The organism is Paenibacillus sp. F411 (assembly GCF_017582705.1).
GTDB lineage: Bacteria > Bacillota > Bacilli > Paenibacillales > Paenibacillaceae > Paenibacillus_AQ > Paenibacillus_AQ algicola.
In genome coordinates, this window is the sequence record NZ_JAGFIP010000010.1 from 71,878 (window position 1) to 97,243 (window position 25,366).

At 56.5% G+C, this 25,366-nt stretch carries 20 protein-coding genes; 10 read left to right on the plus strand and 10 right to left on the minus strand.

Annotation, left to right across the window (positions count from 1 at the left end; genetic code table 11):
- Nucleotides 1-207: 207 nt before the first annotated feature.
- The 3 genes from JJQ72_RS11930 to JJQ72_RS11940 form a co-directional block, all read right to left on the minus strand.
- Entirely contained in the window at nt 208-1,359 is a 1,152-nt protein-coding gene (locus JJQ72_RS11930; RefSeq protein WP_208203808.1) for an asparaginase, read from the minus strand.
- Between the two features lie 329 nt (nt 1,360-1,688).
- Nucleotides 1,689-3,530 (minus strand): LTA synthase family protein, encoded by a 1,842-nt coding sequence (locus JJQ72_RS11935; protein ID WP_243896056.1) that lies wholly within the window; start codon nt 3,528-3,530, stop codon nt 1,689-1,691.
- Between the two features lie 293 nt (nt 3,531-3,823).
- Nucleotides 3,824-5,041, minus strand: a complete 1,218-nt coding sequence (locus JJQ72_RS11940; RefSeq protein WP_208203810.1) for an MFS transporter — start codon at nt 5,039-5,041, stop codon at nt 3,824-3,826.
- A 282-nt stretch (nt 5,042-5,323) separates the two neighbouring features.
- Between JJQ72_RS11940 and JJQ72_RS11945 the strand changes: the two genes are divergently transcribed.
- From JJQ72_RS11945 to JJQ72_RS11985, 9 genes are all read left to right on the plus strand, one after another.
- The gene (locus JJQ72_RS11945; RefSeq protein ID WP_243896057.1) at nt 5,324-6,898 is read left to right on the plus strand and encodes a catalase; all 1,575 of its coding nucleotides are present in this window, start codon (nt 5,324-5,326) and stop codon (nt 6,896-6,898) included.
- A 230-nt stretch (nt 6,899-7,128) separates the two neighbouring features.
- A complete protein-coding gene (locus JJQ72_RS11950) occupies nt 7,129-8,187 on the plus strand; it encodes an oxidoreductase (RefSeq protein WP_208203812.1) in 1,059 nt (352 codons plus the stop codon).
- Nucleotides 8,188-8,318: 131 nt separating this feature from the next.
- The gene (gene pdaA, locus JJQ72_RS11955; RefSeq protein ID WP_481856840.1) at nt 8,319-9,116 is read left to right on the plus strand and encodes a delta-lactam-biosynthetic de-N-acetylase; all 798 of its coding nucleotides are present in this window, start codon (nt 8,319-8,321) and stop codon (nt 9,114-9,116) included.
- Nucleotides 9,117-9,302: 186 nt separating this feature from the next.
- A complete protein-coding gene (locus JJQ72_RS11960; protein WP_208203813.1) occupies nt 9,303-11,591 on the plus strand; it encodes an ATP-dependent DNA helicase in 2,289 nt (762 codons plus the stop codon).
- Nucleotides 11,592-11,684: 93 nt separating this feature from the next.
- The gene (locus tag JJQ72_RS11965) at nt 11,685-12,182 is read left to right on the plus strand and encodes a hypothetical protein (protein WP_208203814.1); all 498 of its coding nucleotides are present in this window, start codon (nt 11,685-11,687) and stop codon (nt 12,180-12,182) included.
- A 92-nt stretch (nt 12,183-12,274) separates the two neighbouring features.
- Nucleotides 12,275-13,198: a hypothetical protein gene (locus tag JJQ72_RS11970; protein WP_208203815.1), complete on the plus strand. Its 924-nt coding sequence runs from the start codon at nt 12,275-12,277 to the stop codon at nt 13,196-13,198.
- A 704-nt stretch (nt 13,199-13,902) separates the two neighbouring features.
- Nucleotides 13,903-14,736, plus strand: coding sequence for a MarR family winged helix-turn-helix transcriptional regulator (locus JJQ72_RS20540; RefSeq protein ID WP_243896045.1), 834 nt, complete (start codon nt 13,903-13,905; stop codon nt 14,734-14,736).
- Between the two features lie 3 nt (nt 14,737-14,739).
- Nucleotides 14,740-16,467 carry an ABC transporter ATP-binding protein gene (locus tag JJQ72_RS11980; protein ID WP_138227352.1) on the plus strand — a complete coding sequence of 576 codons (1,728 nt, stop codon included), beginning with the start codon at nt 14,740-14,742 and terminating at the stop codon, nt 16,465-16,467.
- Nucleotides 16,464-18,407, plus strand: a complete 1,944-nt coding sequence (locus JJQ72_RS11985) for an ABC transporter ATP-binding protein (RefSeq protein ID WP_208203816.1) — start codon at nt 16,464-16,466, stop codon at nt 18,405-18,407. The genes JJQ72_RS11980 and JJQ72_RS11985 overlap by 4 nt, the downstream gene beginning before the upstream one ends.
- Nucleotides 18,408-18,477: 70 nt before the next feature.
- On the opposite strand, the gene JJQ72_RS11990 is transcribed toward JJQ72_RS11985, so the two are convergent.
- From JJQ72_RS11990 to JJQ72_RS12015, 6 genes are all read right to left on the minus strand, one after another.
- Nucleotides 18,478-19,233, minus strand: coding sequence for an ABC transporter ATP-binding protein (locus JJQ72_RS11990; protein ID WP_208203817.1), 756 nt, complete (start codon nt 19,231-19,233; stop codon nt 18,478-18,480).
- Nucleotides 19,226-20,104: an ABC transporter permease gene (locus tag JJQ72_RS11995; protein ID WP_347880746.1), complete on the minus strand. Its 879-nt coding sequence runs from the start codon at nt 20,102-20,104 to the stop codon at nt 19,226-19,228. The genes JJQ72_RS11990 and JJQ72_RS11995 overlap by 8 nt, the downstream gene beginning before the upstream one ends.
- Nucleotides 20,070-20,618, minus strand: a complete 549-nt coding sequence (locus JJQ72_RS12000) for a nitrous oxide reductase accessory protein NosL (RefSeq protein ID WP_208203818.1) — start codon at nt 20,616-20,618, stop codon at nt 20,070-20,072. The genes JJQ72_RS11995 and JJQ72_RS12000 overlap by 35 nt, the downstream gene beginning before the upstream one ends.
- The gene (locus JJQ72_RS12005) at nt 20,615-21,943 is read right to left on the minus strand and encodes a right-handed parallel beta-helix repeat-containing protein (protein WP_208203819.1); all 1,329 of its coding nucleotides are present in this window, start codon (nt 21,941-21,943) and stop codon (nt 20,615-20,617) included. The genes JJQ72_RS12000 and JJQ72_RS12005 overlap by 4 nt, the downstream gene beginning before the upstream one ends.
- 82 nt (nt 21,944-22,025) lie before the next feature.
- Nucleotides 22,026-22,664 carry a response regulator gene (locus tag JJQ72_RS12010; protein ID WP_208203820.1) on the minus strand — a complete coding sequence of 213 codons (639 nt, stop codon included), beginning with the start codon at nt 22,662-22,664 and terminating at the stop codon, nt 22,026-22,028.
- Entirely contained in the window at nt 22,664-23,500 is an 837-nt protein-coding gene (locus tag JJQ72_RS12015) for a sensor histidine kinase (protein ID WP_208203821.1), read from the minus strand. The genes JJQ72_RS12010 and JJQ72_RS12015 overlap by 1 nt, the downstream gene beginning before the upstream one ends.
- Before the next feature lie 219 nt (nt 23,501-23,719).
- Here JJQ72_RS12015 and JJQ72_RS12020 point away from each other — a divergent pair, with 219 nt between their 5' ends.
- Nucleotides 23,720-24,604, plus strand: a complete 885-nt coding sequence (locus JJQ72_RS12020; protein WP_138227345.1) for a diacylglycerol/lipid kinase family protein — start codon at nt 23,720-23,722, stop codon at nt 24,602-24,604.
- Between the two features lie 16 nt (nt 24,605-24,620).
- Here the strand turns inward: JJQ72_RS12020 and JJQ72_RS12025 are convergent, their stop codons facing one another.
- On the minus strand, nt 24,621-25,223 hold the full coding sequence (locus JJQ72_RS12025; protein ID WP_138227344.1) for a TetR/AcrR family transcriptional regulator: 603 nt from the start codon (nt 25,221-25,223) through the stop codon (nt 24,621-24,623).
- Nucleotides 25,224-25,366 lie beyond the last annotated feature (143 nt).

Genomic DNA, 25,366 nt, shown 5'->3' on the forward strand with positions numbered 1-25,366 from the left:
CATGATATGTTCAAGGCTTACATTTCAATATATTTCTTTTATCATAAGAAATATATTGGCTTTATGTCAAATTACACATAACCTGCAGTCGTTAAACCGGCTGCTCCCTCCATGAAGCAGAGGCTGCTGCAAACCGCACGTAAATCAGCCCTGCAGGCTGGAATGCTTCGCCTGCAGGGCTGATTTTTTTTAACGATTTATGCTGTCTTATTTGCGTGCCTCTACCTGACCGTAGCCGTAGGTTTCAAACCAGCCTTTAATGGTGTCAAAGTTCTCGGAGAAGGACAGGCTGAGCAGCAGCATGATGCGGGCATGAGCCGGGTTCAGGTTGTCGCCGCCAATAATGCCTTCGCCGCTGGAGTAGTTGCTGCCCGATCCGGTACGGGTGGTGGATACGAAGATGACGCCCTCTTCAATCGCCTGCTTGCGCTCCTCGCTCATAGCCCGGGAGATGCCGCCTGCGCCGGTTCCTGCAGTGACAATACCGTCAGCACCCGCCTTGGCAAAGCCGCTGATTGCACCTGCTCCTGCATCCTGGTAGGAGTAGGCGATTTCGACCTTGGCCAGCTCCTCTTTGCCAATCTTGTTCAGATCAAACGGAGTAGCCCATTGGCCGCCGTATTTCATTGCGCGGAATGGAGCACGGTAGACGCGGATCATGTCGCCGTCAATATGTCCCAGGGAGCCGACGCCCGGAGAAACGAAGGTATCTGTACGGTAAGAGTTCGCTTTGGTCACTTCACGTGCTGCGTGGAACTCGTCGTTCAGCATCAGCACCGTCCCGAAATATTTCGTTTTGCCGCTCGCTGCCAGCTTGATGGCATTGTATAGGTTTGCTTGAGCATCCGATCCGATAACCGTCCAAGGTCTCATGGAGCCTGTAATGACGACCGGCTTCGGGCTTCGTACCGTCAAATCAAGGAAGTAAGCAATCTCTTCCATCGTATCGGTTCCGGTCGTTACGACAACGCCGTCCTGGGTTTTCAACGCTTCATCTACAGCTTTGGACAGATCATACAGCTGCTCGATCGTATAAGCACTGGAGCCGGAGTTACCGAATTGGTAGGAGCTGACGTCCGCGATCTGATCCTTGTTCGGCAGGGCCGCTACCATATCCTCTACGAGCAGGGTGCCCGAGCGGTATTTGGTAAAGCTCGTTTCATCAACAGACTGTCCGGCAATGGTGCCCCCGGTCGCGATGACCTGAACCATAGGCAGGCGTTTGACCACCTCCACTTTGGAAACGACAGCATCAGCAGCATAAGTTGGTGGAGCGCTGTACGTCAGAGGCAGGATGGCGGTGACAGCCATACTTGCGGCGAGGGTCCATTTTAATCCGGTAGCTTTCCAATTCTTCATGTCATCAACCTCCAGTAATTGTGTCAGTCTTATGTAAGTTAAGGTTACATATAAACGACTTCTTGGAGGAATCATAATATGATGTGAGATATTTTAACAAAACTGATTTACAGGCAAAATCGTCCAAAAAGACGTATTATCCAACCTTGAAGAAGGTGTTACCCGTGAATTTCATAAGTTTTCTTGCAAATACCCTGTTTTATTGGATTTATTTTCATGAAAAGGTCTAAAGTTTGTGTAAGAATACATAACATAAAAAAATAAATATAAAAAAATCCTCCTTCGTCTCAAAGAGACCAAAGAGGATGCAGGTTGTTTATACAATGAAGCTACTCTTGCGGAGTATGAAACGGCAGCTGCCGGATGTAGCTGTCTGACAAATGCAAGAGCTCCAAAGACCGGTTAAATTCATCTTCTGTTGCAGACATTTGAGCAGCGGTATGACTCGGCAGCGGGTATACCGTGCCATCATCATAGCTGTTGCCCGGCATAAACAGACTGGTGTTATTGATGAAAGAGCCGGATGGCAGATAATAACGCTCAGGCAAGAGATTGCTCTCCGTTGCATTCAGCAGATCCTGACCGAAGTATAGCTGCTCTTCCAGTGAAGCGCCGGTCAGATTGGCTACCGTCGGCAGGATGTCAATCTGTCCGCCGATCTGCGGCGCAACGCCTGGCTCGATGCCCTCACCGTAAATCATAAACGGAATGTTAATCATATCGGCGGTCACATATTCACGGCCCAAAATTTCACGCATCAGCTGCTTGTCATCAGGGTCCAGAGAATAAATGGGCAGTCCCAGATGGTCGCCATATACGATAATGAGGCTGTCTTCCCAAATGCCGTCCTGCTTAAGCTGCTCCATAAACTGCCCCAGCGCGTAATCGGCATAATTCTGCGAGCGAATATAGTCTCCCACGAAGGTGTCCTCATAGCGCTCCGGCAGCTCCATCTGATGCTTCTCCTCCGGAATCGTATACGGATGGTGAGCCGTCATGGAGATGACCTGGGCGTAGAAGGGCTGTTCCGCCTCATCCAGCTGCTTCATTTGTGAAGCGGTCTTGCGGTACAGGGTTTCATCAGAAGCGCCGAAGAACACCTGATCCTCTTCCCCGAAAAATGCCTTGTCATAATAATGATCAAAGCCCAGAGCCTTGTACAGCTCTCCACGATTCCAAAATTCCACAACATTCGTATGGAAGGTGGCCGACTGATAGCCATCCTCCTTCAGCAGCTTCGGAAGGCTGGGCAGCTGCCGGTCAGCATAGTGCTGGGTCGCCGCGCCCCGGGGCGGAATGTAGAAGGAGGTGTTGACCACAAATTCGGCATCCGAGGTGTTTCCCTGGCCGACATTCTGGTAGAAGTTCGGGAAATAAAGGCTCTCTGCCGCGATCTTGTTCATGTTAGGTGTAATTTCCTGACCATCAATGCTCAGATTCATCAAGAAGGTCTGGAATGACTCCATCTGGATTAGAATCACATTCTTGCCTTGGGCTATACCTTCATAAATCGGTGCGGCTGCCGGAGTGATCCCCTTGAGCTTCTGGATCCGTTCCTGTGTAATGCTCTCTGCATCTGCGAGCTCAATCTCCTCCGACTTCAGGATGGTGTACAGCTCATAGTTGAGAATGCCCATCTCTTGCGCCTGGACGATTTCGTTCATGGCTGTGCGGTTGGGGAGAATTTGAAAGATGCAGAGCAGCAGCGAGAAGACAAATACAATCGAAGCCAGTGAACGGCGGGTTCTGCGGGCGTGCTCCTGCTTCCAGGCCTTCACTTTGTCATTTCTCCACAGCAGAATAAACAATACAATAATGTCGGTAAAAATGAGCAGAAAATGAGGGTCCATCAGTGAGAATACACTGTTACTGACCGCGGTAACCTGATTCACCTGCTCCAGTGCATGATAATTGACCATGACGCCGTAATATTTGTAATACATAATGGCCGCGAAAAAAATACCGGTGAGCAGCAGATTCACTGACATATACACCGCCATTTTGCGCTTGGAGGCAAAGCCTTCAATCAGGCTGAAGATCAGCCAGATAAACGGGATTTCTGCCAGCAGCGGGCGCCAGGGCATAACGTCGTCAAAGATGACGGCCCAGGCCAGGTAGCTCTTGAGCACCATAAGGACGGAAAAAAAGATAAAGGGCTTCGTCATCGACATTGTCAGCCGAAGCCGGTTCTGTGCAAACACGGATAAACCGCCTTCCTTTCATTCATTTGAAGCAAAACAGCCCTCATCAGGCGCTGCTGTATTCAAACAATATTTGTAAGGGATTAACAAATTGTATTATGACTCGTTTTGTAAAGGAAGTCAAAAGGCTGTTAACTAAACTACCCAATGCCTACCAAATGTTACCCTTTTATTAAAGGAGCGTAAACAGGTCAAATCTATACACAAAAAGAACACCGGCATCCTGCACCGGTGTTCTTTCCCATTCAAAGCAGAGGATAAAATTACTCCTGCACGGCAGCAGGGACAGCAGGTGCTACCCCGCGGCGGGAAGCCCAGATCATACTGAGGACGACACCGCCGATCAGAATGCAGGCTCCGAACAAATACGGAATGTTAATGTGAACATCGAACAGGTTGCCTGCAATCGCCGGACCTACGATGTTACCCACGCTCATATAGGCATTGTTCATGCCGGCCACAAAGCCTTGTTCATTGCCAGCCATCTTGGACAGCAGGGTATTGATCGCAGGGCGCATGATAGCTGTGAACACAAAGAACAGGACCGATATGCCCAGCACATACCAGAAGTTGCTGGAGAGCAGCAGCAGCACCATGCAGACAGCCGCCGCCAGGAAGCTGGCAGAGATCAGCTTGACCTCCCCGAACCGGCGAAGAATTTTGTCAATCAGCATCGCCTGGATGACCGTTCCCACCAAAGCGCCTACCGTAATGACGACAGAGATCTGCTTCGTGGAGAAGTTATAGCTGGCATCAGCGTAAAGCGGGAAGATCGCTTCAAAATTCATCAGGCCCAGTGTCAGGACGAACACAAGCAGCAGTGGTACGAAATACGGCGCTTTAGCCGAGAACACGAACTGCTTGAAAATGTTCTCCTTCTTGGCCGTAACCGCCCGCGCTGCCAGCTGCCGCTCCTTGCTCAGCGTCTCCGGGAGAATGATAGAGGAGAGCACTAGGGCAACCGCAGCTACAGCGGCGGAAACGTACAGGGGTGTACGGAGGCTGACCTCCGACAGGAACCCGCCAACGCCAGGGCCTACGACGAAGCCGAGAGACATTGCTGCTCCGAGCATGCCCATGCCCTTGCCGCGGTCCTCATCGGTTGTAATATCGGCCACAAACGCCATCATTGGCGGGATCAGGGCCGCGCCGCCCATGCCACCGAGCAGGCGGGACAGGTACAGCATCCATACCTCGCCTGCGAAGGCGAACAGCAGCTGGGACAGGGTAAAGAGGGCCAGACCGGCAACGATCATCTTCTTGCGGCCATATTTGTCAGACAATTCACCGACAATCGGCGAGAAGATAAACTGGGTGAGGCCGGAGGCGGCAACGAGATAGCCGGCCGTCTTGCCGCCTGCTCCGAATTCCTTCAGAAACTCAGGCAGGATCGGGATAATCAAGCCGATGCCGAGCATTGCGATGAACATATTGACCATCAGCAGAATGAGCGGACCGGTCTTTTTTTGCTGTATAGACATGAGTAGTCTCCTTCTATATATATTCGTGCTTTACATCAAGACATCCGACTGGACTTGTAGCCCGTGAGAAAGCTACTGGCTTATCGTAGCAGGATTTAAGGAGCACAGGCAATAGATGATTTAAAAATTTACACACATTTCAGAAAATTTACATGACGCTTCGGGTTCCGAACAAATGAGCGAACAGTTCTCTAATAATTTTGGATTCATCGGGTATTCTATCCAGTGCAAGCCGTATACAAAGGAGAGATGCAGATGAATCACCATTCAGACAACCGCCGTATGGAAGGGCCAAACCGTGAGGCAGCGGGAGAGATGGAAACCGGGCAGACGCTGACAGACCGTCAGGGCCACCCGATCCACGATAACCAGAATGTGCGCACCGTTGGCGATCGCGGACCGACGACGCTTGAAAATTATCATTTTCTGGAGAAAATTACTCACTTTGACCGGGAGCGGATTCCCGAGCGTGTCGTTCATGCCCGCGGGGCCGGCGCGCATGGATATTTTGAAGCATACGGCACGGTGGGAGATGAGCCGGTGTCGACGTACACCCGGGCCAAGCTGTTTCAGGAGCAGGGCAAGCGGACGCCGGTATTTGTTCGGTTCTCCACCGTGGTGCACGGCTCCGGCTCCCCGGAAACGCTTCGCGATCCCCGCGGCTTCGCGGTAAAATTTTATACCGAGGAAGGCAACTGGGATTTGGTGGGCAACAATCTGAAAATCTTTTTTATTCGCGATCCGCTCAAGTTTCCTGATATGGTGCATGCGTTCAAGCCGGATCCGGTGTCTAATGTCCCCGGCCCTGTGGGCATGTTCGACTTTGTCTCCCGTTCCCCGGAAGCTACGCATATGATCACGTTCCTGTTCTCCCCGTGGGGCATTCCGGCGAATTACCGCCAGATGCAGGGCTCCGGCGTCAATACATACAAATGGGTGAACGCCGAAGGGAACGCCGTGCTGATCAAGTATCATTGGGAGCCGCTGAAGCAGGGCATCCGCAATCTGACACAGAAGGAAGCCAGCGAAATTCAAGGGATGAATGACAGCCATGCGACCCAGGATCTGTACGAGGCGATCGAGCGCGGAGATTACCCGGAGTGGGAGCTGTGTGTGCAGATCATGAGTGATGATGAGCACCCGGAGCTGGAGTTCGATCCGCTGGATCCTACGAAGCTGTGGCCGCCGGAGCAGTTTCCGTTTCTGAAGGTAGGCAAGATGGTGCTTGACCGTAATCCGGAAAATTATTATAACGAAGTGGAGCAGGTCGCCTTTGGCACCGGCGTGCTGGTGGATGGACTGGATTTCTCGGACGACAAGCTGCTGCAGGGGCGTACCTTCTCTTACTCAGATACCCAGCGCTACCGGGTCGGTTCGAACTATTTGCAGCTGCCGATCAATGCACCGAAGAAAAGAGTCGCAACGAACCAGCGCGGCGGACAGATGCAGTATTACGTGGACCAGGCTCCGGGGCAGAATCCGCATGTGGATTACGAGCCGTCCATGATGGATGGCTTGAAGGAAGCGGTGCAGTCCGGCAAGCCGCACGAGCCCCACTATAACGAGCGTCTGGTGCGCAAGCCGATTGAACGAAGCCTGAACTTCAAGCAGGCCGGCGACACCTACCGCGCGTTTGAGGAATGGGAGCGCGAGGAGCTGGTCAGCAATCTGGTCGGTGCCCTGTCTCTGTGCAGCTCGGAGATTCAGGAGCAAATGGTGAAGCATTTTACCGAGGCTGACCAAGACTATGGCCGGCGCGTGGCAGAAGGGCTCCAGCATCACACCGGCGGGGGCGATATGCGGGAGCAGGCTGTGGAAGAAGCGAAGCGCGAGGGTAAGGAAGCCGATCCTTATTAAGCATTCATGGAACGCCGGCAAGAGAATGGTCTTGCCGGCGTTCACTTGGACGCGCTGGAAAACGCTTACCTCTAAAGTTACGGTCAGGGACCAGGCAGCGGTATATGCAAGGATCATGCATTCATTAATTCCAGCAAAAATTTATGCAAACCCCGTCAATGAAGGGTAAACATGGTAAAATAACGAGGTTGTTAGCAATGAAGAATTCATGAAGCGGGGGTAAGCTAGTCATGAGTGAACAGAACGCAACCATCAAGGCGGGGTTAATCGGATTTGGCCTTTCGGGCGCCACGTTCCACGCTCCGATCCTGTGCAGTATACCGGACTATGAGATTGCTGCGGTGGTCTCCTCCCATCCGGAGAAGGTCTACAAAGCTTTGCCAGAGGCGGTTGTCTATAGCCAGGTGGAGCAGCTGCTGAATGATGCCTCGATCGACGTTGTCATTGTGACCAGTCCCAATGCGACGCATTATGAGTATGCGAAGAACGCAATTGAAGCCGGGAAGCATGTGGTCGTAGAGAAGCCCTTTACCGTAACCTCAGAGGAAGCCAAGGCTCTGATTGCTCTGGCCAAAAACCGCGGCGTGCTGCTGACGGTATATCAGAATCGGCGCTGGGATAATGATTTCCTGACGGCCCGCAATCTGCTGGAGACGGGCGCGCTGGGCCGGCTCTCGCTGTATTATGCCCAATTCAACCGGTACCGTCCCGATATTAAAAACAGCTGGAAAGAGCAGGACGAGCCCGGTACAGGGCTGCTCTATGATCTGGGCTCACACCTGCTGGATCAGGCGCTGGTGCTGTTCGGCAAGCCGCAATCCATCTGGGCGGATCTGCGGGAGGAGCGTCCCGGCTCGGCGGTGACGGACTATTTCCATCTTGTGCTGGCGTATGAGAATCACCGAGCCATTCTGCATGCGGGCTCGCTGGTACGTCAGGCGGGACCGAGGTTTGAGCTGCACGGAGATAAAGGCAGCTTCCTCAAATACGGGCTCGATCCGCAGGAGGGCCAGCTCAAGCAGGGACTGCGGCCCGGCGATCCCGGCTGGGGCGAGGATCAGCCTGATCAGTACGGCGAGCTTGCTACCGAGTTTAGCGGCCTTGCTGTACAGGGGCAGATTGATACGCTGCCGGGACGCTATCACGCTTTTTATCAGGGGCTTGCGGAGGCCATTACCTCGGGCTCTGTGGTGCCGGTGAATCCCGAGGATGCTCTGAGCACCATCCGGCTCATTGAGTATGCGCTGGAAAGCCACCGCAAGGGCTGCGTCATTCAGGTGGAGGAATAGCGTCTTCTTTACATAACAAGCCTTCTCCCAGGGAACAGTAGACGGGATATGTCCTATGGAGGCGGCCACCGGCTGAGCCTAGTGCCAAAGGGCAAAATTTCGTTCTAGAGGAGGTATTCACCGTGAAAACCGTGAAGCCAGGCTCCCGATGGTTGATGTTTTCAGTTTTACTGCTGTGTACGGCGCTGCTGACCTATCTGCTGCTTCCGGCTTCAGTCCATGGAGAAGGGCGGGCCTTTCATTTCGGCTTCAAAAAAAGCGAGGGCGGCAAGCTTCCTTCCATCGACCAGGAGGGCTTCAAGGAGCTCTTGAAAAAGCACGGAGCGGTATTTATGGGCGATCCGGCCCGCAAGGACCTGTACCTGACGTTTGATAACGGGTACGAGAACGGGTTTACGCCGGCAATCCTGGATACGCTGAAGGCGAAGCAGGTGCCGGCGGCTTTTTTTGTCACGGGCCATTATGTAAGAACGCAAGGTGATCTCTTGAAGCGAATGACCGCAGAGGGACACATCATCGGCAATCATTCGTGGAGCCATCCGGATGTTTCGGCGATTACGGAGGACAAGCTGCGGCAGGAGCTGGACCGGGTGAAGTCAGAGGTGAGTGCCGTAACCGGCCAGCAGGAGATGAAGTATTTGCGGACTCCTCGGGGCATTTTTAATGAGCGTTCTCTTGCGGTGAGCAAGGAAATGGGGTATACGAATGTGTTCTGGTCGATCGCCTACATGGACTGGGACGTCAATGCGCAGAAGGGACCGCAGCATGCGCTTCAGAAGGTCACGGCCCAGCTGCATCCCGGAGCTGTGCTGCTGCTGCATTCCATCTCCCGGGACAATGCCGAGGCGCTTGGCGATATCATCGACGAGGCCCGCAAGCAGGGCTACGAATTCAGGAGCCTGGATGAGATGGATGCCAAGCTGCCTTAAGCCCTGACCGGCAGGCATAAACGTACGCGCAAGCAGATCAGCAGGTGCCCTGGAGGCCGGAAACGGCTTTCGGGGCATTTTGTGATGAGATCTGCTCCGCAGCCTCCTTCACGGTTACAGGGGAACGGGAGTTTGGTATAATACGGATCAGAAACCTGTACGCCAAAAAAGGAGTCTGTACCGCCTATGTCCCATAGAATTGAAATATCGGTCCGGCCGCTGGTGGAGTACGTGTTCCGGAGCGGCAGTATTGTGTCCGGCTTCCGTACCTCCTCCTCCCTGACCGAGGGAACGAGAGCGCATCAGCTCATCCAGAGGAGCTACGGAGAGCAGGACCAGAAGGAAGTGCATCTCACGGCTGAAATTCCGTGCGGCGACCTGATCTTTGCAATTGAGGGGCGCTGTGACGGATTGATTCTGTCCGGGGACGGGCCGGTGATTGACGAAATCAAGTCCACCGCCGGCACCCTGGAGGAGATTCAGGAGGACACTTATCCTGTTCACTGGGCCCAGGCCCAGATGTATGCCTATATGTACAATCGTCTTCACCCGCAGACGCCGATTACGGTGCAGCTGACCTATATTCAGATTAGAAGTCAGGAGATCAAGACGTTCCGCCGCATCTTGACGGCTGCCGAGCTTGAAGAATTTGCTCTTGGTGTAGCGGAGAGCTACGCTCCGTATGCCCGGCTCCGGCTTCAGCATGCACAGCAGCGGGATGAGAGCATCCGGCAGCTTTCGTTCCCTTTTCCGGATTACCGGCAGGGGCAGCGAAGGCTGATGGGAGCGGTCTACCGAAGCATTGGAGAAGGGCAAAGGCTGTTTGCGAAGGCACCGACAGGGATTGGCAAGACGATCTCGACGCTGTTTCCTTCGATCAAAGCGATGGGAGAAGGGACGCTGCAGCGGATCTTCTATTTAACGGCGAAGACCATTACCCGGACCGCCGCAGAAGAAGCGCTGGAGCACCTCGCTGCCGGGGGGCTGCGGCTGCATGCGGTAACCTTGACGGCGAAGGACAAGATTTGCTTCGGGGCGGAAGAGGGCTGCACTTCAGAGGGCTGTGTGTTTTCCGAAGGATATTATGACCGGATCAATGGGGCGATTCTGGATCTGCTGGAGCATGAGACGTCAATGACCCGGCCGGTTATTGAGGCCTATGCGCGCAAGCACCGGGTATGTCCGTTCGAGTTCTCGCTGGATGCGGCTTACGCGGCCGATGTTGTCATTTGCGATTACAATTATATTTTTGATCCCAAGGTGTCGCTGAAGCGGATGCAGGAGGATGCTAAGAAATCCTCTGTGCTGCTGGTGGACGAGGGTCACAATCTGGTGGACCGTGCCCGCAGCATGTATTCGGCGGAGCTGAGGAAGTCGATGTTCCTGGACGTGCAGCGCGCTTTTAAAGAGCGGAATCCCGGAGTTTATCAGGCAGCCAAGACGGTGAACAACCGTTTTATTGTGCTGCGCAAGGTAAGCGGGGAGGAGCCGCGGGTAGTCGGCTCAAGTCAGCCGGAAATGCTGGATGAGCTGCTGGAGGCGTTTGTGCAGCAGGCAGAGCCGGAGCTGATGAGCGGGCGGGGCGGCGAGGAAAGCGAGCTGCTGCTGGAGTGTTATTTTGCGGCTCAGGGATATTTGCGCATTTCCCGGCTGTATGATGAGCGGTATGTCACTTATGCGGAGATGGACGGCAGTGAGGTCTTTCTGAAGCTGTTCTGCTTAGACCCCTCGCATCTGCTCCGGCAGGCGGGCAAGAACTTCCGGTCCACCATTATTTTCTCCGCCACGCTGACCCCGCTGATGTATTACCGGGACATGCTGGGTGCGGAGGAGGAGGATTACAGCCTGTCGATCCCGTCTCCGTTCTCTGCGGACCAGCTGGAGGTGAAGCTGCTGCCGGTCTCTACACGCTACAAGGACCGGGAGCGGAGCAAGGGAGCGATCCTTTCGCTGCTGACAGAGCTGGTGAAGGAGAAGCCGGTGAACACGCTGGTGTTTCTGCCGTCTTATCCATATATGCAGGAGATCCATGCGGCGTTTAGCGCAGCGCATCCTGAGATGCGCACGCTGCTGCAGGGTCACGGGATGAGTGAGGGAGAGCGGGAGGCTTTTCTGGGTGCGTTCCGCCAGAGCGGGGGCGGCCCCATTGTCGGGTTCGCGGTCATGGGCGGCATTTTTTCGGAAGGTATCGACTTGAAGGGAGAGCGCCTTTCTTCCGTCGTGGTGGTCGGAGTGGGGCTGCCGCAGCTGTCATTTGAGAATGACATCATTCGTACCTATTTCGACCGCCTTGGCAAAAATGGCTACGATTACGCCTACGTCTACCCCGGCATGAACAAGGTGCTACAGGCCGGCGGGCGTCTGATCCGCTCCGAGAGCGATACCGGCACGCTGGTGCTGGTGGACGACCGGTTCCAGAACCGGCAGTACCACCAGCTGCTGCCGGAGGAGTGGCGGAGCTACAAGCGGCTGTAAGCCGAGAACCGCGCAGGTCCATGTCGATGGCATGGGCCTTTAATATATCTGCGGCCTTCCCCCGCGCTCAATGAACGCGAAAAACCGAACCCGTTGCGCCCGCCTGCTGCCCCGGCGGCCAATGAACGCGAAAAACCGAACTCGTTGCGCCCGCCTGCTGCCCCCGCGCCCAATGAACGCGAAAAACCGAACTCGTTGCGCCCGCATGCCGCCCCCGCGCCCAATGAACGCGAAAAACCGAACTCGTTGCGCCCGCTGACCGCCCCGCCGCCTAACGAGCGCGAAAAACCGAACTCGTTGCGCCCGCATGCCGCCCCCGCGCCCAATGAACGCGAAAAACCGAACTCGTTGCGCCCGCCTGCCGCCCCCGCGCCCAATGAACGCGAAAAACCGAACTCGTTGCGTCCGCTGGCCGCCCCCGCGCTCAACGAACGCGAAAAACCGAACTCGATGCGTGCGCCGCCCGCCCGCGCGCCCAACGAACGCGAAAAACCGAACTCGATGCGTCCGCTGGCCGCCCCCGCGCCCAATGAACGCGAAAAACCGAACACAATGCGTCCGCTGGCCGCCCCCCGCGCCCAACGAACGTGAAAAACCGAACTCGATGCGCCCGCTGGCCGCCCCCGCGGCCAATGAACGCGAAAAACCGAACTGGATGCGTCCGCGGCCCGCCCGCGCGCCCAATGAACACGAAAAACCGAACTCGTTGGGCCCGCTGGCCTTCCCCCGCGCCCAATGAACGCGAAAAACCGAACTCGTTGCGCCCGCTGGCCGCCCCCGCGCCCAATGAACACGAAAAACCGAACTCGATGCGTCCGCCGCCCGCCCCCGCGCCCAATGAACGCGAAAAACCGAACTCGATGCGCCCGCCGCCCGCCCGCGCGTCTAACGAACGCGAAAAACCGAACTCGATGCGCCCGCCGCTCGCCCCCGCGCCCAATGAACGCGAAAAACCGAACTGGATGCGTCCGCGGCCCGCCCGCGCGCCCAATGAACACGAAAAACCGAACTCGTTGGGCCCGCTGGCCGCCCCCGCGCCCAACGAACGCGAAAAACCGAACTCGTTGCGTCCGCTGGCCGCCCCCGCGGCCAATGAACGCGAAAAACCGAACTCGATGCGCCCGCCGCTCGCCCACGCGCCCAATGAACACGAAAAACCGAACTGGATTCGTGCGCCTGCTGCCCCGGCGCCTAATGAACGCGAAAAACCGAACTCATTGCGCCCGCCGCCCGCCCCCGCGCTCAACGAACGCGAAAAACCGAACTCGTTGCGCCCGCCGCCAGCCCCCGCGCCCAATGAACGCGAAAAACCGAACTCGTTGCGTGCGTTGCCTGTTCCCGCGCCCAATGAACGCGAAAAACCGAACACAATGCGTGCGCCGCCCGCCCCGGCGCCCAATGAACGCGAAAAACCGAACTCGATGCGTCCGCCGCCCGCCCCCGCGCTCAACGAACGCGAAAAACCGAACTCGTTGCGCCCGCCGCCCGCCCCCCGCGCCCAACGAACACGAAAAACCGAACTCGATGCGTCCGCCGCCCGCCCTCGCGCCCAACGAACGCGAAAAACCGAACTCGATGCGTCCGCCGCCCGCCCCCGCGCCCAATGAACGCGAAAAACTGAACACAATGCACGCGTCGCCAGTCCCTGCGCCCAACTAACGCGAAAAAGCGAACTCGATGCGCCCGCCGCCCGCCCCCCGCGCCCAACGAACACGAAAAGCCGAACTCGATGCGTCCGCCGCCCGCCCCCGCGCTCAACGAACGCGAAAAACCGAACTCGTTGCGCCCGCCGCCAGCCCCCGCGCCCAATGAACGCGAAAAACCGAACTCGTTGCGCGCGCCCGCCGCCCGCCCCCGCGCCCAATGAACACGAAAAACCGAACTCGTTGCGCCCGCCGCCCGCCCCCGCGCCCAACGAACGCGAAAAACCGAACACATTCAGCCTCACGCTGCCCAAAACTAGGGACGAATGTGAGCAGGCGCATCCATTTGACTTCACACTTTCCTCAAGTATATATTTAGGTTACCTAATTAATTAGAAAGCTATGTAAAGAGAGCGACTGACATATTATTAGTTTTACAGCGAGCTACTGTCATCAATTACACCGTTGTCAGACAAACTATCATCACTGAGGAGCCCGTCATCTACTAAGCCATCACGCGAAGCATCATCCGGTGCACCGCCACCATGAACGAGACGTAATCAAAATGGAGTGAATAAGCATAAGAAGCGAGGTGTGGCATGGCAGATTTTCATCGACCTCCACGGACGGAGGACTATAAGAGCAGCAATGGAAAAGGGGGTCGCCCGTTGAACGAAAGGGAAAACGAAGGCGACAGCACTCCCGATGAGCCTATCACGGACACCCCTTCCTCGAGCATAGAGGAGCCTCCGCAATCGCAGGAGCCCTCGCTCCCGCAGGAGCCTCCGCAATCGCAGGAGTCCTCGCTCCCGCAGGAGCCTAAGCAATCGCAGGAGCCCCCGCTCACGCAGGAGCCTCCGCAATCGCAGGAGCCCCCGCTCACGCAGGAGCCCTCGCTCTCACAGGAGCCTCCGCAATCGCAGGAGCTCCCGCAATCGCAGGAGCCCTCGCCCACGCAGGCGCCTCCCTGCAGTGAGGCGCCTGACCTCCAGGCTCCTTGCGGCGAGGAGCCGGAGGATGGCTGGGGTGAGGCAGCGCGGCAGCTGATGAAGTCATTTGGGCTGTTTCGCAAGCGGCCGTGGGAGCAGATGTCCCTTGGCGGCTATACAGCCGGTGAAATCAAGGTGCTGATGACCTTGAAATTTCATGCAGCCATGCAGGAAACAGACAGCCTGAAGGTGTCCGAGATCAGCAGCCGGATGGGCGTGACGTCCCCGACGATTACCCAGTTCATCAATGGCCTGGAGGTAAAAGGCCTCGTAACCCGCATTATGGATCCACAGGACCGCCGCGCGGTGCGCGTGGAGCTTACGGAGGAGGGGCAGCAGATTGCGGATCAGGCGCATGAGGCGTTCCGGGCGCATTTTAAAGGGCTCGTGCAGTACCTGGGCCGCGAAGAGAGCGCGGAGCTCGCCCGCCTGCTCACGAAAGTATACATCTATTGGACCGAGCACGAGGCAGCGCCTCCACCGCCGGGATCTGAAGCGAAGGGAGAAGAATAGAGAATGCTGAGCTTATTACGATACATGAAGCCGTTTCGGGGAGCTGTGCTGCTGGTGCTGTTATTTACGTTCCTGCAGACGCTATCGGAGTTGTTTCTGCCAACCTTGATGGCAGATATTGTGGACAAGGGCGTGGTGACCGGCGATATCGCCTTGATCTGGCGCGTTGGCGGGATCATGCTCGCGATTGCGGCAGGAGGCGTGCTCTGCTCCATCGCAGCCAGCTATCTGGCGGCGAGGTCGGCTGCAGGTCTCGGCAAAATTTTACGTCAGAACGTGTTCAGCCACGTCGAGAATTTCTCGCTGCAGGAATTTGACCGCATCGGCACGGCCTCGCTCATTACGCGCACCACGAACGACATCAATCAGGTGCAGCAGGTGACGATCATGATTCTGCGAATGCTGGTGCTGGCGCCGCTCATGTGTATCGGAGGCATCCTGATGGCCGTTTCGCGCGATCCGGGACTGACTACGGTGCTGCTGATTGTGCTGCCGGTGCTGGGTCTGGCGATTTTTCTGATTGCTTCCAAAGGCATTCCGCTCTTCAAAAAAATCCAGGTTAAAATCGACGCCCTCGGGCGGGTCACCCGCGAGGGATTGACCGGCATGCGCGTCATTCGCTCCTTCAACCGCGTCCAGTATGAGGAGAACCGGTTCCAGGAGGCCAACGAGGATCTGACCCAGGTGTCGATCCGGGTGAACAAAATCATGGGCGCCATGATGCCGGTCATGATGCTGGTCATGAATATGGCGACCATCGCCATTGTCTGGTTTGGCGGGGCACGCATTCAGGACGGGTACCTGCAGGTCGGCGATCTCATGGCTTTCCTGCAGTATGCGATGATGATCATGTTCTCGCTGATCATGCTGTCTGTGATGTTCGTCATGATCCCGCGCGCACAGGCATCCGCAGTCCGGATCAACGAGGTGCTGCAAATGCAGCCTGACATTGAGGATCCGAAGACTGCGGCCCCGGCACAGAAGGGGAAGGGCCGGATTACGTTTCAGGACGTCACCTTTTATTATCCCGGTGCTGAAGCGCCGGCATTATCCAATATTACGTTTGAGGCCAATCCCGGCGAGGTAACGGCGATTATCGGGGGCACAGGCTCCGGCAAATCGACGCTCATTCACCTGATTCCGCGCTTTTACGATGTGACCTCAGGCACAGTCAGCCTGGACGGGGTGGATGTCAGGCAGCTCACCCAGGAGCAGCTTCGGGAAGCCATCGGGTATGTACCGCAGAAGGCTCTGCTATTCACAGGCACGATTGCCGAGAATATTCGCTACGGAAAAGAAGACGCCACCGATGAAGAGGTGGCCCGTGCCGCCGAGATTGCACAGGCCGATGAATTCATATCCGCCATGGAAGGCGGCTACGAGGGATTGATCACCCAAGGCGGGGGCAACGTCTCCGGCGGGCAGAAGCAGCGTCTGTCTATTGCGCGGGCACTGGTACGGCGGCCGGAGGTCTATGTGTTTGATGACAGCTTCTCCGCGCTTGACTTCAAGACCGATGCCCGGCTGCGCGCAGCGCTGAAGCAGGAGACCACACAGTCTACCGTCCTGATTGTAGCTCAGCGGGTGAGCACGGTCATGGAAGCGGACCGCATCATCGTGCTGGAGGAAGGCCAAATCGCCGGCATCGGCAAGCATCAGGAGCTTATGGAGACCAGCAGTGTGTACCGTGAGATTGTAGCATCCCAGCTGTCAGAGGAGGAGATCGCATGAGTGGAGAACAACAGATCCGCAGCCAGAATGCCGGCGGACCTCCTCATGGAGGCGCCTCGTCTCATGGCGGAGGGCATCCCCGGGGCGGTGGACATCCCCGCGGGGGCGGTCCCTTCGGAGGCGGACCGCACGGACCGGGTATGCCTGTCGAGAAGCCCAAGGATTTCAAAGGCACCTTCCGGCGGCTGGCCGGCTATCTGAAGCCGCATCGGGGCAAGCTGCTGCTCGTGCTGGCGGCGGCGCTGCTCAGCACCTTATTCGGCATCCTCAGTCCGAAAATTCTGGGCGAAGCGACCGATGTCCTGTTTGATGGCTGGAAGGCGATTCAGGGAGATCCGGCAGCCAGCATTGACTTTGCCGCACTCCAGCAGATTCTGCTCTGGCTGGGAGGCTTGTACCTGTTGAGCTCCGTATTCGCCTATATCCAGCAATACGTGATGGCAGGGGTTGCCCAGCGCACAGTGTATGATCTTCGGGAAGAAGTGGACCATAAGCTGAGCCGCCTGCCGCTGAAATATTTTGACGCCCGCTCGCACGGGGAGACGCTCAGCCGGGTGACGAACGATATGGACAATATCGCCAGCACCCTGCAGCAGAGCCTGACACAGCTCATTACATCTCTCGTGACCCTGGTCGGGGTCATCGTCATGATGCTCTGGATCAGCCCGCTGATGACGCTGGTCGTGATTCTGACGCTGCCGCTCAGCGTGATCGTCACGATCTCCGTCGCCAAGCGTTCCCAGAAGCAGTTCGCAGACCAGCAGAAGCATCTGGGCCAACTGAACGGCCATGTGGAGGAGATGTACACGGGGCATCGTGTGGTGAAGGCGTTCGGCCGTGAGAAGCAGAGCATTCAGGAATTTGACAAGGTCAATGACAAGCTGTATGAGGCCGGCTGGAGAGCCCAGTTTATCTCCGGGGTCATTATGCCGCTGATGATGTTTATCGGCAACATCGGCTACGTCATTGTCAGCATTCTGGGCGGCATTCTGGTGACGCGCGGCTCCATCACGGTCGGCGATATTCTCGCCTTTATTCAATATTCCCGTCAGTTTACCCAGCCGATTACCCAGCTGGCGAACATTGCGAATGTGATTCAGTCCACGATTGCTTCCGCAGAACGCGTATTCGAAGTGCTGGATGAAGAGGAAGAGATTCCGGAGGCGGCAGGCTTGCAGCAGACGGCTGCACCGGTCCGGGGCGAGGTACAATTCCGGCAGGTGGCCTTTGGCTATAAGCCGGACCAGCTGCTGGTCGAGGATATGAATGTGTCTGTAGCCCCAGGCCAGATGGTCGCGATCGTAGGGCCAACCGGAGCCGGAAAAACAACCCTCATCAACCTGCTCATGCGCTTCTACGAGCTGAACGGCGGGGCGATTACGATTGACGGCACCGACATTACCGACATGAAGCGCAGTGAGCTGCGCGGCTTGTTCGGCATGGTGCTTCAGGACACCTGGCTCTTCAATGGAAGCATCCGGGACAACATCGCTTATGGGCGGGAAGGCGCCAGTGAGGACGATATTGTGACGGCGGCAGAGGCTGCGCATGCGGATCATTTTATAAGGACGCTTCCGGACGGCTATGATACCGTGCTGAACGAGGAGGCCTCCAACATCTCGCAGGGACAGAAGCAGCTTCTGACTATCGCGAGAGCGATCCTGTCCAATCCGTCCATTCTCATTCTGGATGAGGCGACCAGCAGTGTGGATACCCGAACCGAGCTGTATATCCAAAAAGCGATGAAGCAGCTCATGCAGGGCCGAACGAGCTTTGTCATCGCCCACCGCCTGTCCACAATCAAGAATGCCGACCTGATTCTCGTCATGAACAAGGGACGCATTGTGGAGCAGGGCAGCCATGAGGAGCTGCTGGCCCAGGAAGGCTTCTATGCCGATCTTTACAACAGCCAATTCAGCGAGAAGCAGCAGGCAGGCTGACGAACACGCAAGTCAAAAAGGGTCCCGGCAAAGGAGAGAAGCTTCTCATCCTGCCCGGGACCCTTTGATGTTATGGTGCTGCAGCTGGCCGGGAGCTCCCGGCCTTGCTCATGACCAGGTCCGCGAACGCTCCGTACAATCCGCCTTGTTGTGCATACTGCTCCTTCAGCGGTGCAGCCGCGCCCTGGTACCGGACATGACCGGCATCCAGAAAAATAACCTCGTCCGCCGACTGCTCCGCCACATTGAGCTGATGCGTCGAGAAGATCACGCTCTGTCCTTCAGAGGCACATTGCGAGACCAGCTCGGCAAAGGCGTTCATCCAGTAGGGATCGAGTCCGTTCGTCGGCTCATCCAGGATCAGCAAGGGCGGTGCCGCGAGCAGGGCCTGAGCGAAGAGCAGCCGCTGGCGCATGCCCTTGGAAAAGGCCGCGACCTTCCGGTCCTTCACCTCGCGGAGCCCGGTCCGCTCCAGCAGCTCGTGGACTCTGGCCGGCGCTGCGCCCCGGAGAGAGGCGTAGAAGGACAGCGTCTCGTAAGCCGTGAGCGCCTCGCCGAACTGAAAATCATCCGGCATGTACCCGATACTGGCGGCGCATCTCTTGAACTGCCGCTTCCAATTCATGCCCAGCACAGATACCGTGCCGCTGCTGGGGGAGGACAATCCGGCGGCCAGACGGAGCAGCGTGCTTTTGCCCGCGCCGTTGCCGCCGCACAGTGCGAGGATTCGGCCGGCTTCAAGCTTTAGATGGAGCGGCTGGAGCAGGGTTTGCCCTTTGATGACCTTGGAGACCTGCTTTAGCTGCAATACGGCTGTTTCAGACATGGGTTCGCCTCCTTTGCATGATCCAGGCAGACAGGCCCAGCAGCAGCACCATCCATACTGTGCTGACACTCAAGAAGATCAGGGTGCCCTCCGGCTGAGCCATCAAGCCGACCCATTTGTAATATTCAGGACCGAGCACCGCTCCGCCGCCCAGCTTGATGACGAGAAACAGCCGGGACAGCTCGGCAGGATTCAGAAAGACCAGTGTCATCAGAACCGGCTTGATCCAGAGGTAGGGCAGCATCCCCAGCACCGCAATGATCAAGGTGGGCCAGCCCAGCACGAGCAGGAACCAGACGGCGACCGAGAGGGTCAAGGCCTGCCAGCGATTGCTGGAAAGGGCGCCGATCAGCAGAGACAGGCTCAAAAAAGAAACAATCAGACAAGCTGAGAACGTGAGAAACAGGATGTAGGTGCTAAAGGTGTATGTCTGTGTCACCAGAAAACTGACCAGTCCGGAAAGGCCGAAGCCGGCCGCAACAATGATTAGCAGGACAGCCAGTGTGCCTGCAAATTTCCCCGTGACATATCCGCAGGTGCTGATGGGATATGTCGAGAGAAGCTGCCAGCCCCCCTCTTCTCGTTCTGCTGCAATAGAGAAGGAGCCGAGCAGCAACGCCATGAGCGGAAGCAGATACAGGATCAGATTCATCACAGCCCCGGTCGTCCCGGTGTACCCTCCGGAGCTTTGCTGCTGGATCAGCAGCAAAGCCAGGCTGAGGAGGACGAACAGAGCCATGAAGGAGTAAGCCCATGCGCTGCGAAAGCCCAGCTTGATTTCCCGGGAAGCCATCGCGGACGCCGCTCTCAGGCTTAGAAAATCCTCCGGCTGATGCTTATTCATGACCCCCGCCTTGCTCAGCCTGGCCATCTCCGTGCTTCTCCTCCCCCTGATGCTGCTGACTGCCGTGCATGTCCTCCATCATATCCATGTTGGACTTCCATTCATGCTCCTCCAGCTGCACCGCCGTTAACAGCGTTCCGCCGCCGTATTCCTGCATAAACCGCTCGGCACTCGGCTCGTCTTTGAACGATACCATGCCGAACGCCATTGGGGTACGGATGCCATCATCATAAACATAAAAAGCATCCTTCAAATGCAGCCACTCCAGTGTGAAATAATCGCGAACAAACTGGGCTCCGATGTCCTCGGTGCCATGCTCCTGCTTCCACACGTACAGATCGCCGAGATCATCAAACTTTATCGTCCTGTAATCCTTTAGCTGGAGCTGAACCGCGTAGGCATTATCCTTGACCTGCATATTGCAGACCGGGCACTTATCGACCTGCTCATCAATCGGGACAGCGGCATATTCCTCTCTGCCGCAGCCCGCGGCAAGCAGTAGCAGCAGGCTTGCAAATACGATCCATGTTATTTTTCTCATGACGAGAACCTCCTGAATTTAAGTATAGTGGCAGATCCGACTCCCAAGAGCAGCAGCGACAACAGCAGCACGCCGGTTTCTGCTTCTCCTTCAGCATTCCTGCTCGCAGGCGGCTCCAGCAATGGGGCAGCATCCCTCAGCCACGTCTCTGCGCCACTCTGGAACAGCTGCTCCAGCACGGGCATTCCCGGTGACTGGAACAGCAGCTGGAAGGGCGGCACCGGACCGGAAATCTGCAGAAAGAAGGGATTTACCGAGTACGGCAGGCCGCTGAAGCCTGAACCGTCCACATCCAGCGTCGGTGCACTGTCCCAGTAGTTACCGTCTGACGTATTACCGCTGCTATCCACGGCTTGAGCGGCCACGACATTGGCGGTCAAGGTGTTGTTGTGGAGCACATTGTCTGCCGAGCTCAGCATTTGGATGCCGATAAAATTGCTCCGCAGCTCATTGGATAGAAGCCGGTTATTCTCCGAGCCCTGAATATAGAACCCGACCCGATTCCCCTCGGCGATATTGCCGGCAATGGTGGAGTCATACACCTCAAAGAGCAGCAGCCCTTGAGCATTCACGTTCTGACTTTGCTTCTCGAAGCGATTGTTCTGAATACTCGCCTGACGGACACTCATGACCATGGCGCCTGTGATGTTCCCGAAGCCCCGGTTATTCAGCAGCTCCAAATCCTTCGTAAACATGAGGTGAAAGCCGTACCTGGAGCCGGATACCTCATTGTCCACCAGGGAAAGAGAGCTTCCGCCTTCCACATAAATGCCATCCTGCATTCGCTGAATGTCGCTGCCGGTAATAGTAATGCCGCTGGAGTCCAGCAAATCCATGGCATTGCCCCGGGAAGACCCCGGCTGCTGGCTGCCCAGAATGGTCATGTCCCGGAGTGTAATGTCCTTCGCCTGCCTCAGATTTACACCAGCCCCCAGTGTCTTGATGGTGAGGCCAGACAGCCTGCTCTCTGAAATTTGCTGCAGCAGCACCGCCGGAATAGCGGGGTCCCGGTGTAAATGGACTAGGTTCATCCCCTCCAGGTTAATTCCGCTGGAGAGAAGCGTCAGGACGGGCTCCGAGGTCTCGTTCACGATCTTGACATCTTTGCCCTGCAGCGTAAGCGGCTTGTCAATCACAGCAGGACCGCTGTACGTGATTGGCTCCAGGGTAAGGATCTGCCCGGGCTGAGCTTGATCCAGGAGCGGCTGAAGCGGAACGGGGCTCTCCTCCGCGTCAGCGGACATTCCCAGCGGCAGCAGGACTGCAGCCATAACCGTAAACAGCAAAAAGGCACGGAGCACCGTGCCTGGGCGGAGAAACTGCATGATGAGAAAGCCTCCTTTCCTCCGGCCGGTTTTTCTATCCATCCTAGAGGAAAGGGGGGCTGGTGGGTATAGCTCGAAAGAGTCATTTCACCCAGCCCTGATCGTACGCATAGCGGGTCAGCTGAACCCGATTGTCGAGATGGAGCTTCTGCATAATGTTCTTGAGATGGTTCTTGACGGTGTGCTCGGAGATCACCAGCTCCGTAGAGATGTCCCGATTGCTTTTTCCTTTGGCAACCTGCTCCAGAATTTCCTGCTCCCTTGGGGTCAGCGGAGAACGCTCACTGGCCGGCGGCCGGGTGGAGAATTCTTTCAGCAGCTGTACGGCCAGCTCACGGGTCAACGGCGCCTCATCAAGCGCAACGGCTCTGACGTATTCCAGCCAGGCTCCTGGCGTAATGTTCTTCAGCAGATAGCCCTGGGCGCCCTGCTTGATGGCCTGAAACAGATCGGTAATATCATCAGAAACGGTGACCATGATGATCTTGACGTAGGGGTAATTGTTCTTGATCTGACGGGTGGCTTCCAGGCCCGACATGCCTGGCATATTGATGTCCATCAGAATGACGTCGGGCATGTAGACAGCGGTATGCTCCAGGGCCTCCTGCCCGGTTTGTGCCTCGGCAACGACCTCGAATGACGGCTCCGGCTCCAGCAGCTCGCGCATGCCCTCCCGCGCGTGGCGGTGATCGTCTGCGATAAGAATTCGTATCGGCTGCATCAGAGGTCCTCCCTGCTGCTCGTGATGGACAGCACCGTCCGGCCTTCCCGCCGAGCGAGGTTCATGCCCCAGCCCAGCTGTCTGGCGCGCTCGCGGACAATTCGCAGGCCGAAGCGACGCGGGTCCTCCAGCTGCTGTGCATCCATGCCGTGTCCGTTATCCTGGATCGCTACGCGCCAGCCTCCGTCCGGTGTGGACAAGCCCTGCACATAGACCTCGCTCGCCTCGGCATGCTTCCGAATGTTCTGCAGGCCTTCCCGCACCGAGGAGTAGAGCTCCACCTTCTCCTTGACGCTCAAGGAAGCCTCTGGAATGCTCCATTCCATGATGACCGGAATGCCATGCTCCTCCTCAAATTGGACAATAAGCCGCTGAAGGGAGTCCTGCCAGCTTGACATTTCATGCTCCGGCTCCTTACGTAGGCTGCTGATGGCCTGCCTGACATAATCGTTCAGCTCCTGAGTGACCTGGTGGAGACCGGGGTAGCTTGCAGCGGCGGCCTCCGTTTCGGCGGCTTTCAGCTTGTCGACCTTGACGCCAAGCAGAAAGAGCGACTGGGCCATGCCGTCATGAAGCTCCCGCGCTACGGCCTCGCGCTCCTGCAGCGCGGCTTTGGCCGACTGCTCCTCACGAAGCTGTGCCTGCAGCTGCTCCATGCGCTGAAACAGCTTCAGGAGCAGGGTTACACTGACGAGAAAGACGAGCAGCGGTGCCAGCCAGTTCCCGAGCTCCATGGAAATATAGGGAAGCAGATATTCGTGGCGCACAAACTCCCAGATCGCAATGGTCAGCGTGGGAATGACCAGAATCAAAACTTTAATATGCTTATAGTTCATGGCAAAGCCACCTTTTAGGATAGAATCTGGTCTCATCATACCATAGGACAAGAGAGATTTTGGCCAAAACAAAATGAAACCCCTATGCCGCAATAAGTTACTGTATAGGTCAGCCCCCTAATGCTTGACATGCTTGATTAATAGAAGGCTCTTCAAGGGTAAAGAATAGCAATATGTCTTGCATGTGACAATGTACATATCGGTAAAGGAGTGTTTCACATGTACAATCGGGCGATGCTGATTTATAACGGGAAGGCGGGACAGCAGGATTGGGCCGGGCTGCTAGGCAGTGTGAGTGCGATTCTTGCTCCGGCCGTCCGGGAGCTTCTCCTCTATCAGACCTTGAAGCCCGGTGACGGGGAGCAGGTATGCAAGGAGCGGGGAGAGGAGTTTGATCTGGTGTTCATTATGGGCGGTGACGGCACCGTACATGAGTGTATTAATGGCCTTGCGCGTCTGCAGGCGCCGCCGCTGATCGGCATCCTACCGGCAGGCACCTGCAACGACTTCGCCAGGTCGCTCAATCTGCCGCCGGACCCGCTGCTGGCGGCTCAGCAGCTGCTTCAAGGCCGCCGCCGTTATGTGGATCTGGGCGTAGCAGGGGATCGGGTCTTCACTAATTTTTACGGTATTGGCCTTATTACGGAAGCGTCCGATAACATCTCCTCCGGCCTGAAAGGAGCGCTGGGCAAAATCAGCTATTTCATCAGTACCCTGCAGACCGTGCGCTCTGCCGAGCCGTTCCGCTACAGGCTGGAATGGGAGGGCGGTACCCTGGAGGATGAGGCGGTTATGATTTATGTGTCCAATGGACGTTTTCTGGGCACGCAGCCTTTACCGTTCCCGAACAACGCATTGGAAGACGGAAAGCTCGATGTGATGGTCATTCGCGAGGCCGGGCTGCCCCTGCTTAAAGAGCTGCTCAGCCGCAAGAATCAGGAGGAGTGGCGTCCGGGAGATGAGAGCATTTCTTATTTCCAGGCCACCCGTGTTGCTCTTTCGACCGCAAAGCCCATGAAGGCGGATATGGACGGGGAGAAGTATCTGGATACGCCTGCGAAGCTTCAGGTTTCTTCACAGGCGCTGCAGTTTCTGACCGGGTAAGCCTGCTGAACGCTTCTTAGCGCTGCAGTCCCAGCCAGAACATATCAATAATGTCCCGTGCCAGCTGGGGAGCGGGCGTGCCCTTGGCAATTTCACGGTTGCCGACCATCAGCACGGACGAGATCGCATGAGCCGCGAGCAGGGGGTCCATGTCGCGGATCTCCTTGGACTCCATACCCCGGCGCAGATGCTCGGCCAGAATATCGTGAATGCCGTCTTCGGCACGGTGGATTTCGTTCAGCTGCTCTGGGGACAGCGAGGAGCGGGCTTCTCTCATAATGGTTTCGAAATCGGCATGATGCCGGCTCAGCTTGGTTTCGGCCAGCAGGATCAGCCGCTCCCGCAAAGACATTTCTTGATCTAGAAGAGCCGCGGTGCGCTGGCTGACCCGGTGCATGACGGCTGTCAGTGCCGCAGTAAACAGCTCGGGCTTTCCCTTGTAATAGTAATATATCGAGGCCTTCGTAATCCCGCAGGCCTTGGCAATCTGCTGCAAGGACACGGCTTCATAACCAAGCTCCATAAATAGCATAGAGGCTTTGATCAATACGGTTTCCTGCACCGACGGCTCCTGATTCTTCCGCTTGGGCCTGCCGGGAGATCGGAGATTGGATGACATAGCTGGATCCTTCTTTCTGCACAATCTTATATTGGATTTGATAATTAACCTTCCGGTATATATAATTAATTTCAGCTTAGAGAGCTGCCTTGTTAGCGAGATAATAAACTCGTTATTCCCGGGTGAAACCCGAAAAAGCGGCT

Bases quoted from the DNA above. Each gene is read 5' to 3' on its own strand.
- JJQ72_RS11945 (WP_243896057.1), top strand. From the start codon at position 5,324: ATGGAAGGGCCAAACCGTGAGGCAGCGGGAGAGATGGAAACCGGGCAG.
- JJQ72_RS11985 (WP_208203816.1), top strand. From the start codon at position 16,464: ATGAGTGGAGAACAACAGATCCGCAGCCAGAATGCCGGCGGACCTCCT.
- JJQ72_RS11930 (WP_208203808.1), bottom strand. From the start codon at position 1,359: ATGAAGAATTGGAAAGCTACCGGATTAAAATGGACCCTCGCCGCAAGT.
- JJQ72_RS11990 (WP_208203817.1), bottom strand. From the start codon at position 19,233: ATGTCTGAAACAGCCGTATTGCAGCTAAAGCAGGTCTCCAAGGTCATC.
- JJQ72_RS11960 (WP_208203813.1), top strand. From the start codon at position 9,303: ATGTCCCATAGAATTGAAATATCGGTCCGGCCGCTGGTGGAGTACGTG.
- JJQ72_RS12025 (WP_138227344.1), bottom strand. From the start codon at position 25,223: ATGTCATCCAATCTCCGATCTCCCGGCAGGCCCAAGCGGAAGAATCAG.
- JJQ72_RS12010 (WP_208203820.1), bottom strand. From the start codon at position 22,664: ATGCAGCCGATACGAATTCTTATCGCAGACGATCACCGCCACGCGCGG.
- JJQ72_RS11935 (WP_243896056.1), bottom strand. From the start codon at position 3,530: ATGTCGATGACGAAGCCCTTTATCTTTTTTTCCGTCCTTATGGTGCTC.
- JJQ72_RS11970 (WP_208203815.1), top strand. From the start codon at position 12,275: ATGAACACGAAAAACCGAACTCGTTGGGCCCGCTGGCCTTCCCCCGCG.
- JJQ72_RS12005 (WP_208203819.1), bottom strand. From the start codon at position 21,943: ATGCAGTTTCTCCGCCCAGGCACGGTGCTCCGTGCCTTTTTGCTGTTT.
- JJQ72_RS11995 (WP_347880746.1), bottom strand. From the start codon at position 20,104: ATGGCCAGGCTGAGCAAGGCGGGGGTCATGAATAAGCATCAGCCGGAG.
- JJQ72_RS12000 (WP_208203818.1), bottom strand. From the start codon at position 20,618: ATGAGAAAAATAACATGGATCGTATTTGCAAGCCTGCTGCTACTGCTT.
- JJQ72_RS12015 (WP_208203821.1), bottom strand. From the start codon at position 23,500: ATGAACTATAAGCATATTAAAGTTTTGATTCTGGTCATTCCCACGCTG.
- JJQ72_RS11950 (WP_208203812.1), top strand. From the start codon at position 7,129: ATGAGTGAACAGAACGCAACCATCAAGGCGGGGTTAATCGGATTTGGC.
- JJQ72_RS11980 (WP_138227352.1), top strand. From the start codon at position 14,740: ATGCTGAGCTTATTACGATACATGAAGCCGTTTCGGGGAGCTGTGCTG.
- JJQ72_RS12020 (WP_138227345.1), top strand. From the start codon at position 23,720: ATGTACAATCGGGCGATGCTGATTTATAACGGGAAGGCGGGACAGCAG.
- JJQ72_RS11940 (WP_208203810.1), bottom strand. From the start codon at position 5,041: ATGTCTATACAGCAAAAAAAGACCGGTCCGCTCATTCTGCTGATGGTC.